Source organism: Streptacidiphilus sp. ASG 303, assembly GCF_020991365.1.
GTDB lineage: Bacteria > Actinomycetota > Actinomycetes > Streptomycetales > Streptomycetaceae > Peterkaempfera.
This window is the reverse complement of sequence record NZ_JAJLRA010000030.1, coordinates 30,354-48,095: the sequence shown is the minus strand read 5'-3', so window position 1 is coordinate 48,095 and position 17,742 is coordinate 30,354. Positions and strand designations below refer to the sequence as shown.

Sequence of the window (17,742 nt, the reverse complement as noted above, 5' to 3'; positions counted from 1 at the left end):
CGGACGAAGCCGCGGCCGACGGCGCGGGGGCCGACCCGTCGGGGCCGCCCGGTCAGGGGCGGACCGGCGCCCGGCGGCCGACCGGCCCGGGGCCGCCGCCGGGCTCCTGCCGTGCACCGGGCCCGACTAACCTGGGTCGGATGACCGAGCAGACCGCAGGGCGGACCGCCGCCGCGCCCCGCACCCTCGCCGAGGAACTCCGCGCCCGCGGGGACGACGCCCTGGCCGCCCTGCTGCGCGCCCGCCCCGACCTGCTCAACCCGGTGCCGAGCGACCTGGCGCAGCTCGCCGGCCGCATCTCCACCCGCGCCTCCTCCCTCCGCGCCCTCGAACGCCTCGACCGCTTCACCCTCCAGACCGCCGAGGCCCTGGCCGCCGCCCCCGACGGCTGCGACCGCCGTACCCTGCGCGCCCTGCTCACCGGCACACCCGGTGTGCCGCCGCCCCCGGGCGCCGACCCGGTGGACACCGCCGCGGTGGACGCCGCCCTGCCCGGCGCCCTCGCCCTGCTGCGGGACCGGGCCCTGCTGTGGGGCCCCGACACGTCCCTGCACCTGGTCCGCACCGTCCGGGAGCTCCTCGCGCCGACCGCCGCGCGGCCCGGGCCGACCGGCCTGGGCCCCACCCTCGCCGAGGCCACGGCGGGCATGTCCCCCGGCCGCCTCCAGGAGCTCCTGGCCGACGCCGGGCTGCCCGCCACCCACGACCCGGTCTCCGCCGTCGCCGCCCTCACCGACCTGCTGACCGACCGGGAGCGGGCCGACGCCCTGGTCGGCGGCGCGCCCGAGGCCGCACGCGCGGTGCTGGACCGCCTGGCCTGGGGCCCGCCGACGGGCACCGTCCCCGACGCCGGGCGGCCCGTCCGCGCCGAGGAGGCCCGCAGTCCCGTCGAGTGGCTGCTCGCCCGCGGCCTGCTGCTGCCCGCGGGCCCCCGCACGGTCGTCCTCCCCCGCGAGGCGGCCCTGCACCTGCGGGCGGGCCGCAGCCACCGCACCGTGGAGGCCGCGCCGCCCGGGGTCGGGCCGACCCGCGTCCACGAGCCGCAGGGCGTCGACGCGGCCGCGGCGGGACAGGCGTTCACCGCCGTCCGCACCGCCGAGGAACTGCTCGACCTGTGGTCGCTCACCCCGCCGCCCGTGCTGCGGGCGGGCGGCCTCGGCGTCCGGGACCTGCGGCGGGCCGCGGCCGCCCTCGACGTCCCGGAGGCCACGGCGGCCTTCTGGATCGAACTCTGCTTCGGCGCGGGCCTGCTGGCGTCCGACGGGGAGGCCGACGAGGTGTGGGCGCCCACGCCCGCGTACGACACCTGGCTGCAGCAGCCCGTGGCCCGGCGCTGGGCCCTGCTCGCCCGGACCTGGCTGGCCGCCACCCGCGTGCCCGGCCTGGTCGGCACGCGCGACGCCAAGGGCAGGGCCCTCGTCGCGCTCGGCCCCGACCTCGACCGCACCCTCGCCCCCGGCACCCGCCGGGCCGTGCTGGAGCAGCTCGCCGCCCTCGCCCCGGGGACGGCGGCCGGGGCGGACGCCCTGCTGCCCGCCCTGCGCTGGCACCGCCCGCTGCGCGGCGGCCCCGCCACCGGCGAGGGCCGCGACCTGCGCGACGACCTCACCGCCCGGACCCTCGCCGAGGCCGAACTCCTGGGCGTCACCGGCCGCGGCGCCCTCGCCTCCCCCGGCCGCGCCCTGCTCGCCGGGGCCGACCCGGTGCCGCTGCTGGAGCCGCTGCTGCCCCGGCCGCTGGACCACGTCATCCTGCAGCCCGACCTCACCGCGATAGCCCCGGGCCCGCTGCTCACCCCGCTCTCCCAGGAGCTGGCGCTCGCCGCCGACGTCGAGTCCAAGGGCGGCGCCACCGTCTACCGGTTCACCCCGGACTCCGTGCGCCGCGCCCTGGACGCCGGGCGCACCGCCGCCGACCTGCACGACTTCCTCGCCCGGCACTCCCGCACCCCCGTGCCGCAGCCGCTCTCCTACCTCGTCGACGACGTGGCGCGCCGCCACGGCCGGCTCCGGGTCGGCGCCGCCTCCGCCTACCTGCGGTGCGACGACGACTCCCTGCTCGCCGAGATCCTGGCCGACCGCCGCTCCGAGCGGCTGCGGCTGCGCCGCCTGGCCCCCACGGTGCTCGCCGCCCAGGCCGGCCCGGAGGCCGTGCTGGAGCGGCTGCGGGCGATGGGGTACGCCCCGGCGGCGGAGTCGCCCGACGGCGACATCGTCGTCGTCCGCCCCGACGCCCGCCGCACCCCGCCGCGCAGCGCCCCCGCGCCCGTCCCGGACGGGCCCCCGGCCCCGGACGACGTGCTGCTGGACGCGGCGGTGCGGGCCGTCCGCGCGGGCGACCGGGCCTCCACCGCGGCCCGCCGCGCCGTGGTCGCCGGACCGGCCGCCGCCGCGGACGGCATCCGGCTCCCCCGGACCGCGGCCGCCGAGACCCTGGCCGCGCTGCAGACCGCCGTGCTGCTGGGCGAGCGGGTCTGGATCGGGTACGTCAACGCCGAGGGCTCGGCCGGGCAGTACGTCGTCGCCCCGGTGAAGGTCGAGGGCGGCCGGGTGACCGCCTACGACCACGCCCGCGACGAGCTGCGGACCTTCTCCCTGCACCGCATCACCGGCGTCGCCGACCTGGACGAGGCCGGCCTGGACGAGGCCGGCGGGGGCGGCGCCTGAGCCGGTCCGGGGCCGCCCCCGCGGCCGGACGGGCTCCGGCGGGCCGGCCGCGGCCGGGGACGGCCCCTCGGCCGGCGTGGCCTCCCCCGGGCGCCCTGCCGGGACCGCCCGGTCCGGCGGCCGGTCCGGCGGCCGGTCCCGGCAGGGCACCCGGATGCGCGACACTGGAGGGTCCGCCCCGCCGCTCCCCCGGAAAGGACCCCGCGTGAACGACGGACCGCTGATCGTCCAGAGCGACAAGACCCTGCTCCTGGAGGTCGAGCACCCGAAGGCCGACGACTGCCGACGGGCCATCGCGCCCTTCGCCGAGCTGGAGCGGGCGCCGGAGCACGTCCACACCTACCGGGTGACGCCCCTCGGCCTGTGGAACGCGCGCGCCGCCGGGCACGACGCCGAGCAGGTCGTGGACGCCCTGGTGACGTACTCCCGGTACCCGGTGCCGCACGCCCTGCTGGTGGACGTGGCCGAGACCATGGCGCGGTACGGGCGCCTCCAGCTGCAGAAGCACCCCTCCCACGGGCTGGTGCTCTCCACCACCGACCGGCCGGTGCTGGAGGAGGTGCTGCGGTCGAAGAAGGTCGCGCCGCTGGTGGGCGTCCGGGTCGACCCGGACACGGTGGCGGTCCACCCGTCCGAGCGCGGCCAGATCAAGCAGGTGCTGCTCAAGCTCGGCTGGCCCGCCGAGGACCTGGCCGGGTACGTGGACGGCGAGGCGCACCCGATCGCGCTGGAGCAGGACGGCTGGCACCTGCGCCCCTACCAGCGGCAGGCGGTGGAGGGCTTCTGGCACGGCGGATCGGGCGTCGTGGTGCTGCCCTGCGGCGCCGGCAAGACCCTGGTCGGGGCGGCGGCGATGGCCGAGGCGAAGGCGACGACGCTGATCCTGGTCACCAACACGGTCTCCGCCCGGCAGTGGAAGCACGAGCTGGTGAGGCGGACGACCCTCACCGAGGACGAGATCGGCGAGTACAGCGGCGCCCGCAAGGAGATCCGCCCGGTCACCATCGCGACCTACCAGGTGATGACCACGCGGCGGAAGGGCGTCTACCCGCACCTGGAGGTCTTCGACTCCCGCGACTGGGGCCTGATCGTCTACGACGAGGTGCACCTGCTGCCCGCGCCGATCTTCCGCTTCACCGCCGACCTGCAGGCCCGCCGCCGCCTCGGCCTGACGGCGACGCTGGTGCGGGAGGACGGCCGCGAGGGCGACGTGTTCTCGCTGATCGGCCCGAAGCGCTTCGACGCGCCGTGGAAGGAGATCGAGGCGCAGGGCTACATCGCGCCCGCCGACTGCTGCGAGGTCCGGGTCACCCTCACCGAGTCCGAGCGGCTGGCGTACGCGACGGCCGAGCCGGACGAGCGCTACCGGTTCTGCGCCACCACCGCGACCAAGCGGCGGGTGGTGGAGGCGCTGGTGGAGCAGCACCGGGGCGACCAGACGCTGGTCATCGGCCAGTACATCGACCAGCTGGACGAGCTGGGCGAGGCGCTGGGCGCCCCGGTGATCAAGGGCGAGACGACCAACCTCCAGCGGGAGAAGCTCTTCGACGCCTTCCGCGAGGGCGAGATCTCGGTGCTGGTGGTGTCCAAGGTCGCCAACTTCTCCATCGACCTGCCGGAGGCCGCGGTCGCCATCCAGGTGTCGGGGACCTTCGGCTCCCGGCAGGAGGAGGCGCAGCGGCTGGGGCGGGTGCTGCGGCCGAAGGCGGACGGCCGGGCGGCGCACTTCTACTCGGTGGTGGCGCGGGACACCGTGGACCAGGACTTCGCCGCGCACCGGCAGCGGTTCCTGGCCGAGCAGGGCTACGCCTACCGGATCACCGACGCCGACGACGTGCTGCGCGGCGCGGGGGACGACCCGGTGCGCTGACCGGCGGACGGCGCAGCCCCGGCCCCGGGTCCTCCGGGGCCGGGGCCGGGGCGGTGCGGGTCAGCCGGCGAGCGGCTCGAAGGGGCTGACGGCGATCTCGGGGCCGCAGACGTCGAGCGTGCCGTTGTCGACGCCGCCGCGCACCCGGACCTTCAGCACCGCGGTCTCGTCGGGGAGGATCACGGAGGCGTAGGCGGACTGCACGCCGCAGACCTTGCGGGCGGACGCGCTGCCCTCGCCGTTGACGTTGCCGTAGGCGAGCCGGGCCACGGCCTTCGCCCCGGGGGCGAGCCGGACGGCGGTGGCGGGGCTGTCCTGGCGGCGGGCGGTCAGGGGGGAGCTCTTGCCCTGGTCGTCGCGGACCTCGACGCCGGGGAAGCCCTTGAGGGTGCAGGTGCGGCCGGAGGTGTTGACCACCTGGACGGCGGCCGTGGCGGGCTCCTGCTCGCTCGCGTCGCTCGCGGGACCGGTCACGGAGACGGCGAGGTCGGCCGTGCGGCAGCGGGTGCCGGCGGCGGTCCCCGAGCCGGTGCCGCCGGTGGACGCGGCCCCCGTGCCCTTGCCCTGGCCGGGGGCGCCGGCCGGGGTGGCCGCGGCGGCGCCGCCGCCCGTGCCGCTGCCCGTGCCGCCGGCCGGGGCGGCGGCCGTGGTGGAGCCCCCGGCGGAGGCGGCGGAGCCGGAGGCGGTGTCGTTGCAGGCGGTCAGGCCGAGGCCCGCGACGAGGGCTGCGGCGGCGAAGGCGGTGGTGCGGACGAGTCGCACAGGGTCCCCCCGGGGGATGGTGGTGGTGAGGTCGACGTGCCTCACCACGCAGCCCCGGGGGGCCTGGTTGCGGACCGGGCGCAGGTCCTTCACATGGCCCTTCTCACAGGACCGGTCCGCAACCGGGGCCTGCTCAGACGGCGTCCGGTTCCGCCTTGCGGCGCTGCCACCAGTGGCGGCGCGGCGGGTGGACGACGCGGGAGATGCGGCGTCCCAGCAGCAGGTACCCGATCAGGGAGCCGGCCGTGTTGAGGATGACGTCGTCGATGTCGAACGACCGGCCCTGGACGACGGCGCCCTGGACGAGCTCGACCAGCAGCATGACCGCAGCGGTGGCCAGCAGGATCCGCAGCAGGCCCCGGGTCCTCGGCACCAGCACCGGCATCAGCACGCCGAAGGGGACGCCCAGGACGATGTTGCCGCCGATCTGCTTGACGGCGTCGCGCACCGAGGGCTGGTGCAGGTAGAGCCGGAGCGACTCGCCGGGGTGGAGGTTGCTGTGCGAGATCGGCACCGAGGCGGGCGACGGGGTGAGGGTGAGCCGGGCCAGGACGGCGGCGAAGGCCACCATCGCGGCGAAGGCCACCAGCATGATCAGGGCCCGCAGCAGGGAGGCGACGGGTGAGCGGGGGGCGGACCGGCGCACGGCCGGGTCCGCGGCGGCCGCCGGGGGGACGGTCCTCTGCGGCGCGGTCCTCCGCCACAGGGACCTGCGGGCCGGGGCCTGCGGGGCCGGGGCCGGGGTCCCCGGCGGGGCGGCCTTCGGCGGGACCGCCGCGGCGGACGGGCGCAGCCTCCCCCGCAGCGCTCCGGCGGCCCGGGCGAACCGGCCCCCGGCGGCGCCGCCGCTGCTCCCCGCGGTGGCGGTGTCCCTGATCGTCGACACGGTCGTCTCCCCCTCCTGGTTCGGCACAGTGCGTTCCTGCGGGACGCGTATACCCCCTGCGGTGGCGGCTACGCGGCCGAGCTGGGGTGATGCACCGTCAGTCCGGGGTGCGGCGGGACGGTTTCAGCGGTCGACGCCGTCCCTCCCGAGGACGGCCACCCGGACCGCGGTGCCGACGAGGATGCCCGCCCGGCGGACCGCGGTCATCAGCGGGTGGCCGTGGTGCCCGGGGGCGGGGCTGCTGCCGTGGGGGTGCGGCGGCTCCTGCTGCGGGGGGACCCGCGGCGGCGGGCCTGTCGGAGGACGTGGGGTGAGGTCTGCGGAGCTCATGCCTCCACGGTAGGTCGCGCCTCCCGCCCGCGGTATCGGCCGCGGGGCGGCTCCCGGCGGGCGCGGGCCGGCCCGCGGGCGTACGGCGTGTCCTCCTCAGGGGGGCGCCCGACCCCGGGACGACCCCGAGGGGGCGCGCCACCCGCCTGGACGCGGGTGTTCGCCGGGCGGACGCGGAGGGTCTACGATGGCGCGCCTGCCCGCCTCCCGAACCGTGGTGCCCGCTCGCCGGGCAGCCGTGGGAGGAAGCCCTCCGGTCGGCAACCGGTCGGCATCCTTCACAGTGTTCCGTTACGAGACCGCCGCGGCACCGGGCCGGCCCCCTTTCCCGGCCCCCCGGGTCCGCCGCGGCCGGGAAGGCCTCGCCGTGCCCTCGCACGCCTCCACCACGTCCGGCGCGTCCCCGGACGCGTCCTCCGCCGCACCCGTCATCGCAGCCCCGGCGGCGCCCGCACCGGCCGCCGCGCCGCCGGGCCCGCCCGCCGCCGACGCCGCCGACTCCGCCGGCGGCTCCCCCGGCGGGCCGGACGACCCGCTGGAGCGCGAACGCGCCCACCTGCACGCCTCCCGCGCCGCGCTGCGCGCCATGCGGGAGGACGTCGAGTCGCTGGACCTCACCGACGTCGCCGGCACCTGGGTCTCCGCCGAGGTGCTGCGCACCCAGATCCGCAACCGCGTCGCCGCGCTCGCCGACCTCGCCCACACCCCGCTCTTCTTCGGCCGCCTCGACTACCTGCACCGGATCGGCGGCGAGGAGGCCGAGGGCGCGGGCGGGGACCGCTTCTACATCGGCCGCCGCCACGTCCACGACGGCAGCGGCGACCCCATGGTGATCGACTGGCGCGCGCCCGTCTCGCAGCCGTTCTACCGGGCCAGCCGCACCGAGCCGATGGACGTCGGGCGGCGCCGCCGCTTCGGCTACACCGGCGGCGAGCTCACCGCCTACGAGGACGAGCACCTGAGCGACCCCGCCGAGGCGGAGACCGCGAGCGCGCTGCTGGCCGCCGAGATCGAACGGCCCCGCGTCGGCCCGATGCGGGACATCGTCGCCACCATCCAGCCGGAGCAGGACGAGATCGTCCGTGCCGGGGTCTCCGGCTCGGTCTGCGTGCAGGGCGCACCCGGCACCGGGAAGACCGCGGTCGGCCTGCACCGGGTGGCGTACCTGCTGTACGCGCACCGCGACCGGCTGGCCCGCACCGGTGCGCTGGTGATCGGCCCCAACCGGTCGTTCCTGCAGTACATCGAGCAGGTGCTGCCGGCGCTCGGCGAGGTCGGCGTGGCACAGGCGACGGTGGAGGAGCTGGTGGCGCACGTCCCGGTGCGGGGCACCGAGCCGGCGGAGTCGGCGCGGGTGAAGGGCGACGCGCGCATGGCGGAGGTGCTGCGGCGCGCCGTGCGCTCCGGCGTGCGGACGCCCGACGAGCCGTGCGTGGTGGTGCGCGGCTCGCGGCGGTGGCGCGTGCCCGCGTACGAGCTGCAGGAGATCGTGGAGGAGCTGCTCTCCCGCGACATCCGCTACGGCGCGGCGCGCGAGGCGCTGCCGCAGCGGATCGCCCACGCCGTGCTGGTGAAGATGGAGAACGGCGGGGAGGCCCCCGACGACCGGGTGCAGGACGCGGTCGCCCGCTCCCAGGCGGTGAAGGCGACCGTGAAGGCCGTCTGGCCGCCGGTGGACCCGGTGCGGCTGGTGCACCGGCTGCTGAGCGACGCGGACTTCCTGGCGGCGTGCGCGGACGGCGTGCTCACGGCGGAGGAGCAGCGGGCGGTGCTGTGGGCGAGGCCGGGCCGGTCGGTGCGGACGGCACCGTGGACGGCGGCCGACGCGGTGCTCGTCGACGAGGCGGCCGACCTGGTGCAGCGCACGCCGTCGCTGGGGCACGTGGTGCTCGACGAGGCGCAGGACCTCTCCCCCATGCAGTACCGGGCGGTCGGGCGGCGCTGCACCACCGGTTCGGCGACGGTGCTGGGCGACATCGCGCAGGGCACCACCCCGTGGGCCACGGCGTCGTGGGCGGAGGCGCTGCGCCACCTGGGCAAGCCGGAGGCCCGGGTGGAGGAGCTGACGCGGGGCTTCCGCGTGCCGCGCGAGGTGATCGCGTACGCGTCGCGGCTGCTGCCGTCGATCGCGCCGGGGCTGGCGCCGGCGTCGTCGGTCCGCGAGGCGGCGGGGGCGCTGGAGGTGCGGCGGGTGCCGCCGCCGGAGGCAGCCGGGGCGGCGCAGGAGGCGGCCGGGGCGGCGCAGGCGGGGGACGCGGCGGCCCTGGACCGGGCGGCGGGGCTGGACGGGGCGGACGGCCGCCCCGGGCCGGACGGCGGCACCGGACCGGACGGCCACCCGGCCTTGGACGGGGCGGTGCTGGCGGCCTGCCGGGAGGCGCTGGAGCGGGAGGGCTCGGTCGGCCTGATCGCCGCCGACGCCCGCGTCCCGGTGCTGGCGGAGGCGCTGCGCGCGGCGGGGACTCCGTTCCTGGAGCCGGGCGAGGAGACCAGTGCGGAGGTGCGGCTCACGCTCGTCCCGGCCTCGCTGGCCAAGGGCCTGGAGTACGACCACGTGGTGCTGGACGAGCCCGCGGCGGTGGTGGCGGGCGAGCCGGACGGGCGCACCGGCCTGCGGCGGCTGTACGTGCTGCTCACCCGGGCCGTGTCGGGGCTGACGGTGGTGCACTCCCGGCCGCTGCCGGAGCAGTTGGGCTGAGGCGGCCGCCCGGACCGGGTCCGGCCGGGGCGCTCCCGGCCGGACCCGGTCCGGTTCGGATTGGACGGGGCCCGGTTCGGACGGGGCCCGGGGCGGGCCGGGTCAGACGGAGGCCGGTACGAGTGCGTCGACGAGGTCGCGCCAGGCCCGCACCAGGCCGGTGTCGACCGGGGAGTCCCAGCCGGCGGTGCGGACGGCGCCGCCGACGTGGAAGGCGTCCAGCCCGGCCGCGCGCAGGGCGGGGACGTGCCCGGTCCGCAGTCCGCCGCCGACGAGGAGCTGCTGCGGCCCGGCGGTGCGGGCCTCGGCGGCCAGCACGTCGAGGCCCGCGTCCACCCCGTCCGGGGAGCCCGCGGTGAGGAGGGTGTCCAGGCCGGGCAGCGCGGCGACGGCCGCCCGGGCGGCCTCGCGGTCGGCGGCGTGGTCCAGGGCGCGGTGGAAGGTCCAGCGGCAGCCGGGGACGGCGTCGAGCACCGCCCGCACGGCCGGGAGGTCGACCTCGCCGGCGGAGGTGAGGAAGCCGAGGACGAACTCCTCGGCGCCCTCGGACCGCAGCCGTGCGGCGCGGTCCCGCAACCCGTCCAGGTCGCCCGGCGCGAAGCCGTCCCGCAGGCGCAGCATGACCCGCAGCGGCACGGCGACGGCCTCCCGGATCCGGCAGAAGTCCTCCACCGGCAGGGTCAGCCCGTCGGCGTGCATATCGGTGACCAGCTCAAGGCGGTCGGCGCCGCCGGCCACGGCTGCGGCGGCGTCCGCCGGCGAGGTGGCGATCACCTCGAATATTGGTCTAGACATGTGGGCACCCTCCCACACCGGCGCCCTCCACCGCGAGCCCCGCGCCGGGCACCGGCGCGGCCGCACCACAATGGGTCCATGCCGACCGGACCCCACGCCTCCCTGCTGGCCCGCTGGAACGCCCTCCTCACCCGCTGCGGCTCCGCCGCCGACCCGGCCCCGTACGGGGAGGAGCTGCTGCGCCGCTGGTCCGAACCGCAGCGCCGCTACCACACCACCGCCCACCTGGCGGCGGTCCTGGACCAGGTGGACGCCCTCGCGGAGCACGCCGCCGACGCCGACACGGTGCGGCTCGCGGCCTGGTTCCACGACGCGGTGCACCGGCCCGACCGCTCGGAGAACGAGGAGCGCAGCGCCGCCCTCGCGGAGCGGGCGCTGACCGAGGCGGGACTGGACCGCCGCCGGGTCTCGGAGACCGCGCGGCTGGTGCGGCTCACCGCCGGCCACGACCCCGCCCCCGGCGACCGCGACGGCGAGGTGCTCTGCGACGCCGACCTCGCGGTGCTGGCCGGCGGCCCGGAGGCGTACGCGGCCTACGCCGCCGCCGTCCGCGAGGAGTACGGCTTCGTGCCCGAGGACGCCTTCCGCGCGGGCCGGGCGGCGGTGCTGCGGCAGCTGCTGGGGCTCCCGGCGCTGTACCGGACGGCGGCCGCCCGCGACCGCTGGGAGGAGCGGGCCCGGCACAACCTGGCGACCGAGCTGGAGCTGCTGGGGGACTGAGCCGGCGGGGACCGGGCGGGCGGGGAGCCGGGCCGGCGGGGAGCCGGGCCGGCGGGGGCGGACGGAGGGCGGGGGCCGCGGGCCTCAGCAGTCCGGGTGGGCGTCGACGTCGACGTCGTCGAAGAGGTCGAGCAGGCGGGAGAGGACCTTCATGCAGGCCGCGACCTCGGCGTCGGTGAGGCCGGCCGCCCGGCGCAGCAGGGCGTGCTCGTGGTCGACCACGGCGGTGATGGCCGCCCGTCCGGCGTCGGTGAGCCGGATGAGCGGGGACCGCCGGTGGGCGGGGTTCGGCACGGCCTCGACGAGGCCGTGCGCCGCGGCGTCGTTCACCATGCGCTGCACGAACTGGCGGCTGATGGACTGGGCACGGCCCATCTGCGGGACGGTCAGGGGCCCGTGCTCGCGGAGCAGGTCCAGGACGGCGCGGACGCCCACGGAGACCCCGGGGGCCGTCGCGTCCTGCTCGATCCTGCGCTGCACCCTGCGGTACAGCGGTCCCACCAGCGCGAACACGTCCATGAGCCGGGGCGCCAAGTCGTCGGGGGCGAGGGGCGGGTCGGTGTCGGTCACCCGCCCATCATGACACCCGGGTTGCCAATGTCCGGGAAAGATGACACCTGGGTTGTCATCATCCGGCATTCATGACACCTTGGTTGTCATGACTGACGCTTCCGACGTGTTCTCGTTCGACTCCGGGGACGGCCCCCTCGCCTACCGCGACACCGGCACCGGCACCGGCGGGCCGGTGGTGGTCCTGCTGCACAGCGGCTTCGTGGACGGCACCACCTGGGACGACGTGGTGCCCCTCCTCGCCCGGGACCACCGGGTGGTGGTGCCGGACGCCCGCGGGCACGGCGCGTCCGCCAACGCGAGCGGACCGTTCCGCCAGACCGACGACCTCGCCGCACTGCTGCGGCACCTCGGCACCAGGCCCGCCGTCCTCGTCGGGGTGTCGATGGGGGCGATGATCGCGGTGGAGACCGCCCTGGAGCACCCGGAGCTGGTGCGGGCGCTCGTCGTCAGCGGCGCCGGCACCGGGGCCGAGCCCGAGCAGCGCGACCCCTGGGGCGAGGACCTCCGGAACGAGCAGTTCCGCGCGCTGGCGGAGGGCGACGTGGCGGGCTGGATCGACGGGTTCGTCCGCTGGGCGGCCGGCCCGCACCGGGCGGTCGGCGAGGTCGACCCCGACGTGCTGCGGCGGATCCGGGAGTCGGCCGTGCGGACCCTCTCCAAGCACACCCCCGACGAGCCGAACCACACGGTCGCCGTCGACGGCACCGCGACGCGCGTCAAGGGGATCGCCGTGCCCGTCCTGGCCGTCCACGGCGGCCTCGACGTCCCCGACTACATCCGCCAGGCCGACGACCTCGTCCATGCGGTGGCTGACGGCCGCGCCGTGACCTTCGAGGACGCCGGGCACTACGTCCACATGGAGCGGCCGGACGCCTTCGCCCGGACCGTCGCGGAGTTCGTGGCCGGCCTGCCGGAGACCGGCTGACCCTCCGTCACCCCGCCCGGCCCGACGAGGGGACGGGCACGGGCGCAGGGGTGGGGACGGGCGCCGGGGCGGGGACGGGTGCAGGGGTGGGGGCCGGCACGGGCGCCGGGGCGGTCCCTTCCGCCGCTCCGCCGCCCTTGCGGCGGCGCAGCCCGGCGGCGGTGAGGCGGGCCACCAGCTCCCTGCTGCCGACCGGCAGCGCGCCCAGCCGCACCGCGTCGGCGTAGAGGCGTTCGGGGATGTCATAGTGATCGCGCTCGAAACCGCGCCGGGGGACGCCGAGCCGCGCGGCGAAGGCGTGCAGCTCGGCGTACGAGACGTCGCTGACCAGGTGCGACCAGAGGCGCCCGTGGCCGGGCCAGGTCGGAGGGTCGACCAGGATCACGCGTCGCCCAGCCCGCCGACGGGGGCGACCACGGCGCCCTCCTTGCCGCACACCCAGTGCGGGTCGGGGCCGAGCTCGGGCTCGATGCTCAGGGCATGCGGGTCGCCCTCGGCGGCGTGGACCGTGCAGAGCGGCCACCGGCCGTACGCCTCCAGCAGGGCGTCCTGGACGTCCTGGGCGACGAGGCCGAGCAGGAAGGCGGCACCGTCCGGCCACTGCTCGGCCCACCAGCGGCGGTGGGCCACCGCGTCCTCGACCAGCGAGACCACGGCGGCGTCGCAGACGTCGCGGGCGGTGAGGTCGGCGAGGATGCAGGCGCGCGCGGCGTGCAGCGCCGCCTCCAGGTCGGGGCCGACGGGGCTCCCGGACGGGTCGGGGCTCTCGGACGCCTCGGGGCTCTCGGACGGCTCGGGGCTCTCGGGGCTGGGCTCGGCGGACATGCGTCCCATTGTCCCCCGCCGCACCGACAGCCGGGCCGCGCCGACAGCCGGGCCGCGCCGCCGGCGGGGCAGGCGGAGGACAGCCGGAGGGCCGGGCCGCGCACGGGGGTGGCGGCCCGGCCCTCCGGCCCCCGCCCTCAGCCCGCCCAGACCGTCTTGGCGTTGCAGAACTCCCGGATGCCGAGCGCTGCCAGCTCCCGGCCGTAGCCCGACCGCCGGATCCCGCCGAACGGCAGCTGCGGGTACGAGGCCACCATGCCGTTGACGAAGACGGCGCCCGCCTCCAGCTCGGCGGTGAACAGCTCCTGCTCGGCCGGGTCCTGCGTCCAGGCCGCGGACCCCAGGCCGAAGGAGGTGGAGTTGGCCACCGCCACCGCCTCCTCGGCGGAGCCGACCCGGTAGAGCGAGGCGACCGGGCCGAAGACCTCCTCCTGGGCGATGCGCATCTCGGGCGTGATGTCGGCGAGGACGGTCGGCGGGTAGAACCAGCCCGGTCCGTCGGGCCGCTCCCCGCCGCAGAGCACGGTGGCGCCCGCCTCGACGGCGTCGGCGACCAGCTCCTCCACGTCGGCGCGGCCCTGCTCGGTGGCGAGCGGCCCCACCTCGGTCTTCTCGTCCATGGGGTCGCCGACCCGCAGCTCCCGCATCCGCGCGGTGAAGCGCTCGGCGAAGGCGTCGTAGACGTCCCGGTGGACGATGAAGCGCTTGGCGGCGATGCAGGACTGGCCGTTGTTCTGGGTACGGCCGGTGACCGCGGCGGCGACGGCGGCGTCGAGGTCGGCGGAGGGCATCACCACGAAGGGGTCGCTGCCGCCGAGCTCCAGCACGGTCTTCTTGATCTCGTCGCCCGCGACGGCGGCGACCGCCCGCCCGGCGGGCTCGCTGCCGGTGAGGGTGGCGGCGGCGACCCGGGGGTCGCGCAGCACCGCCTCGACCTCCTTCGACCCGATCAGCAGGGTCTGGAAGCAGCCCTCGGCGAAGCCGGCCCGCAGGAAGAGGTCCTCCAGGTAGAGGGCGGTCTGCGGCACGTTGGAGGCGTGCTTGAGCAGGCCGGTGTTGCCCGCCATGAGGGCGGGGGCGGCGAACCGGACCACCTGCCAGAGCGGGAAGTTCCACGGCATCACGGCGAGGACGACGCCGAGCGGCTGCCAGCGGGTCTCCGCCCGCGAGGCCTTGACGGCGGACGGGTCCGCCAGCGGCTCCGGCGCGAGGAAGCCCTCGGTGTGGTCGGCGTAGAAGCGCATGGCGGTGGCGCACTTGGCGGCCTCCGCGCGGGCCTGGGCGAGCGGCTTGCCCATCTCGGCGGTCATGGTGCGGGCGATCGCGTCCTGCTCGGCCTCCAGCAGGTCGGCGGCCCGGCGCATCCGCTCGGCGCGGTCGGCGAAGGAGGTGCGCCGGTGGGCGAGGAAGGCGTGGTGGGCGCGGGCGATCCGCTCCTCGACGCCCGGACCGCCCAGCGGCTCGAAGGTCCTGAGGGTCTCCCCCGTCGCGGGGTTCACCGATGCGATGGCCATGGCGGTCCGTCCTCCTCGGGAGGTGCGTGCGCGGTGCGGGGCGCCCGGCGGGCGCCCCGGGCGGCGCGCGGGCGCCGCCCGGGGCCTCCTTCCCGCTGTGTGCGGGGTGAAGCGCGGGCGTCGCCCGGCCGGCGGCCCCGGGGCGGTCCGGGCGGTGCGGGCACGGGCCGGAGAACGCCGGAGGGCGGCTCCCCGGTGTCGGGGAGCCGCCCTCCGGTACGGCTCTGGAGCCTCTGGTCCGCGGGGGATCAGAAGTCCATGTCACCGCCCGGCATGCCGCCGCCGGCCGGCGCGGCGGCCTTCTCCGGCTTGTCGGCGATGACGGCCTCGGTGGTGAGGAAGAGCGCGGCGATGGAGGCCGCGTTCTGCAGGGCGGAGCGGGTGACCTTGGCCGGGTCGATGATGCCCTCGGCGACCAGGTCGACGTACTCGCCCGTGGCGGCGTTCAGGCCGTGGCCGGCGGGGAGGTTGCGCACCTTCTCCACCACGACGCCGCCCTCGAGGCCGGCGTTGACCGAGATCTGCTTGATCGGGGCCTCGAGCGCGACCTTGACGATGTTGGCGCCGGTGGCCTCGTCGCCCTCCAGCTCGAGCTTCTCGAACGCGACGGAGGCCTGGAGCAGGGCCACGCCACCGCCGGCGACGATGCCCTCCTCGACGGCGGCCTTGGCGTTGCGCACCGCGTCCTCGATGCGGTGCTTGCGCTCCTTGAGCTCCACCTCGGTGGCCGCGCCGGCCTTGATGACGGCGACGCCGCCCGCCAGCTTGGCGAGGCGCTCCTGGAGCTTCTCGCGGTCGTAGTCCGAGTCGGAGTTCTCGATCTCGGCGCGGATCTGGTTCACGCGGCCCTGGATCTGGTCCGCGTCGCCGGCACCGTCGACGATGGTGGTCTCGTCCTTGGTGATGACGACCTTGCGGGCGCGGCCGAGGAGCTCCAGACCGGCGTTCTCCAGCTTGAGGCCGACCTCCTCGGAGATGACCTGGCCGCCGGTGAGGATGGCGATGTCGCCGAGCATGGCCTTGCGGCGGTCGCCGAAGCCCGGGGCCTTGACGGCGACGGACTTGAAGGTGCCGCGGATCTTGTTGACGACCAGGGTCGACAGGGCCTCGCCCTCGACGTCCTCGGCGATGATCAGCAGCGGCTTGCCGCTCTGCATGACCTTCTCGAGGATGGGGAGGAGGTCCTTGACGGAGCCGATCTTGGAGTTGGCGATCAGGATGTAGGGGTCGTCGAAGGACGCCTCCATCCGCTCCAGGTCGGTGGCGAAGTAGGCGGAGATGTAGCCCTTGTCGAAGCGCATGCCCTCGGTGAGCTCGAGCTCCAGGCCGAAGGTGTTGCTCTCCTCGACGGTGATGACGCCTTCCTTGCCGACCTTGTCCATCGCCTCGGCGATGAGCTCGCCGATCTGGGTGTCGGCGGCGGAGATCGACGCGGTGGAGGCGATCTGCTCGCGGGTCTCCACGTCCTTGGCCTGCTCGAGCAGCTGGGCGGAGACGGCCTCGACGGCCTTCTCGATGCCGCGCTTGAGGGCCATCGGGTTGGCGCCGGCGGCGACGTTGCGCAGACCCTCGCGGACGAGCGCCTGGGCGAGCACGGTGGCGGTGGTGGTGCCGTCGCCCGCGACGTCGTCGGTCTTCTTGGCGACCTCCTTGACGAGCTCCGCGCCGATCTTCTCGTAGGGGTCCTCGAGCTCGATCTCCTTGGCGATGGAGACACCGTCGTTGGTGATCGTGGGGGCGCCCCACTTCTTCTCAAGAACGACGTTGCGGCCCTTGGGGCCCAGCGTGACCTTGACGGCGTCGGCGAGCTGGTTCATGCCGCGCTCGAGGCCGCGGCGCGCTTCCTCGTCGAACGCGATGATCTTGGCCATGTGGGATGGTCCTCCATGGGGATCCCCCCGGCCTGGGTCGGGGGAAGGGGTGGCATGCTCCGGACCGCGCAGGCGCCCGCGACGGACGGTCCCCTGGCCGCGTGGGTCCTTTCCCCACCGCCCCGGAGGCCTCACCGACCCGGTCCGCTGTCACTCTCAACCTCAGAGTGCTAACGCAATGATTAGCACTCACCCGCCCCGAGTGCAAGCGACTGGCGGCACTCCGCGGACACGCCCCGGACGGCGGCGGGGCGGCGGCGGGGCGGCCGCGGCCGGAGCGGCGGCGGGGCGGCCGCGGCGGGAGCGGGGCGGGACGCGCCGGGAGGCGGCGGGCGCGGGCCGGGCCGCGTCCGGGCACGGCTGCGGGCCCGCACCCGAGGCGATCGGGTGCGGGCCCGCAGAGGACCGTGTGGAGCACTCGCCGGGCACGTCGGTCCGGGCGCTTCTCCGGTCGGTGGCCGTGGTCGGCGGCGAGACCGTCCGGCTGGTCAGCCGGCCAGGCGGACCATGTCCGCCTGCGGGCCCTTCTGGCCCTGAGAGATCTCGAACTCGACCCGCTGGCCCTCCTCGAGGGTGCGGTAGCCGTCCATCTGGATCGCGCTGTAGTGGACGAACACGTCCGCACCACCGTCGACCGCGATGAAGCCGTACCCCTTCTCCGCGTTGAACCACTTGACGGTGCCCTGAGCCATTCCAAACTCCCCTAGTACTGGCCCTTTCACGGACCCGCACTCCGCGGACCCGGGACGACCGACCACCGCAGCCCCCCGAAGCAGAGCCTGAGCGGGTGAACGTGTCGACCGCGGCTGAATGTATCCGCATCGACGCCCTGTGCAACAGGTCAAATGGACGAGAAATCGGAAGGGGCGGTGTCGGATATTCCCGACCAAATACCGCAGCGCATGGCAATACGGGCCGGACATGGCGGACCTTCGCGACATTTCGCACCGCAAAAACAGACGCGTCCATGACGCACGGGCACCACGCGGCGCCTCACCGTCTCAGGAGACGGACATGCGGGGGGCGTTGCGCGGTGCGGCGGTGAAGGTTTGGAACGCGGGACGGCGGTACAGAAAGGGGTGGGGCCGTTCTCCTGTGCCGTGGAACGGACCGCCGTCGACCGGAGCAACTGTACCGCGCTTCCGGCATTCAAACCTGCGCGCCGCACATCATCCTCACAGCCCTTTTTCCGCTTGCGACGACGTCGAATACGGAGCCGTCCGGTGCGCGGCCGACCGATGCGGCGCCGCCCGGTGCGGAAACCGCGGCCGTCCGGTCCGGGGGGCGCGGGCACGGACACGGAGAAG

The 17,742-nt window shown here is 76.4% G+C and carries 14 protein-coding genes and 1 pseudogene; 5 read left to right on the top strand and 10 right to left on the bottom strand.

Annotation, left to right across the window (positions count from 1 at the left end; translation table 11 throughout):
• Positions 1-140: 140 nt before the first annotated feature.
• Together LO771_RS25930 and LO771_RS25925 are read left to right on the top strand one after the other, a co-directional pair.
• Positions 141-2,666 (top strand): helicase-associated domain-containing protein, encoded by a 2,526-nt coding sequence (locus LO771_RS25930; protein WP_230747009.1) that lies wholly within the window; start codon positions 141-143, stop codon positions 2,664-2,666.
• 205 nt (positions 2,667-2,871) lie between these two features.
• The gene (locus LO771_RS25925; protein WP_374228249.1) at positions 2,872-4,536 is read left to right on the top strand and encodes a DNA repair helicase XPB; all 1,665 of its coding nucleotides are present in this window, start codon (positions 2,872-2,874) and stop codon (positions 4,534-4,536) included.
• 60 nt (positions 4,537-4,596) lie between these two features.
• Here LO771_RS25925 and LO771_RS25920 read toward each other — a convergent pair whose 3' ends face one another.
• From LO771_RS25920 to LO771_RS25910, 3 genes are all read right to left on the bottom strand, one after another.
• Positions 4,597-5,391 (bottom strand): DUF4232 domain-containing protein, encoded by a 795-nt coding sequence (locus LO771_RS25920; RefSeq protein WP_230747006.1) that lies wholly within the window; start codon positions 5,389-5,391, stop codon positions 4,597-4,599.
• A gap of 40 nt (positions 5,392-5,431) precedes the next feature.
• Positions 5,432-6,184 (bottom strand): VanZ family protein, encoded by a 753-nt coding sequence (locus LO771_RS25915; protein ID WP_374228248.1) that lies wholly within the window; start codon positions 6,182-6,184, stop codon positions 5,432-5,434.
• 123 nt (positions 6,185-6,307) lie between these two features.
• Entirely contained in the window at positions 6,308-6,514 is a 207-nt protein-coding gene (locus tag LO771_RS25910; RefSeq protein WP_230747004.1) for a hypothetical protein, read from the bottom strand.
• Between the two features lie 430 nt (positions 6,515-6,944).
• On the opposite strand from LO771_RS25910, the gene LO771_RS25905 reads away from it, so the two are divergent.
• Entirely contained in the window at positions 6,945-9,212 is a 2,268-nt protein-coding gene (locus LO771_RS25905; RefSeq protein ID WP_374228250.1) for an AAA family ATPase, read from the top strand.
• 102 nt (positions 9,213-9,314) lie between these two features.
• Here the strand turns inward: LO771_RS25905 and LO771_RS25900 are convergent, their stop codons facing one another.
• The gene (locus tag LO771_RS25900; protein ID WP_230747003.1) at positions 9,315-10,007 is read right to left on the bottom strand and encodes a copper homeostasis protein CutC; all 693 of its coding nucleotides are present in this window, start codon (positions 10,005-10,007) and stop codon (positions 9,315-9,317) included.
• Positions 10,008-10,085: 78 nt separating this feature from the next.
• Here LO771_RS25900 and LO771_RS25895 point away from each other — a divergent pair, with 78 nt between their 5' ends.
• The gene (locus LO771_RS25895) at positions 10,086-10,727 is read left to right on the top strand and encodes a hypothetical protein (RefSeq protein ID WP_230747002.1); all 642 of its coding nucleotides are present in this window, start codon (positions 10,086-10,088) and stop codon (positions 10,725-10,727) included.
• An 84-nt stretch (positions 10,728-10,811) separates the two neighbouring features.
• On the opposite strand, the gene LO771_RS25890 is transcribed toward LO771_RS25895, so the two are convergent.
• Positions 10,812-11,297: a MarR family winged helix-turn-helix transcriptional regulator gene (locus LO771_RS25890; RefSeq protein ID WP_230747001.1), complete on the bottom strand. Its 486-nt coding sequence runs from the start codon at positions 11,295-11,297 to the stop codon at positions 10,812-10,814.
• An 88-nt stretch (positions 11,298-11,385) separates the two neighbouring features.
• Here LO771_RS25890 and LO771_RS25885 point away from each other — a divergent pair, with 88 nt between their 5' ends.
• Positions 11,386-12,225: an alpha/beta fold hydrolase gene (locus tag LO771_RS25885; protein ID WP_230747000.1), complete on the top strand. Its 840-nt coding sequence runs from the start codon at positions 11,386-11,388 to the stop codon at positions 12,223-12,225.
• A 100-nt stretch (positions 12,226-12,325) separates the two neighbouring features.
• Here the strand turns inward: LO771_RS25885 and LO771_RS25880 are convergent.
• The 5 genes and pseudogenes from LO771_RS25880 to LO771_RS25860 form a co-directional block, all read right to left on the bottom strand.
• Positions 12,326-12,610, bottom strand: a pseudogene (locus tag LO771_RS25880) (DUF4031 domain-containing protein); the annotation flags it as partial.
• Positions 12,607-13,050: a hypothetical protein gene (locus LO771_RS25875; RefSeq protein ID WP_230746999.1), complete on the bottom strand. Its 444-nt coding sequence runs from the start codon at positions 13,048-13,050 to the stop codon at positions 12,607-12,609. The pseudogene LO771_RS25880 and the gene LO771_RS25875, both read right to left, overlap by 4 nt.
• A gap of 137 nt (positions 13,051-13,187) precedes the next feature.
• A complete protein-coding gene (locus tag LO771_RS25870; protein ID WP_230746992.1) occupies positions 13,188-14,564 on the bottom strand; it encodes an NADP-dependent succinic semialdehyde dehydrogenase in 1,377 nt (458 codons plus the stop codon).
• A gap of 248 nt (positions 14,565-14,812) precedes the next feature.
• The gene (gene groL, locus LO771_RS25865) at positions 14,813-16,435 is read right to left on the bottom strand and encodes a chaperonin GroEL (protein WP_230746990.1); all 1,623 of its coding nucleotides are present in this window, start codon (positions 16,433-16,435) and stop codon (positions 14,813-14,815) included.
• 488 nt (positions 16,436-16,923) lie between these two features.
• A complete protein-coding gene (locus LO771_RS25860) occupies positions 16,924-17,127 on the bottom strand; it encodes a cold-shock protein (RefSeq protein ID WP_009339379.1) in 204 nt (67 codons plus the stop codon).
• Between the last annotated feature and the right edge of the window lie 615 nt (positions 17,128-17,742).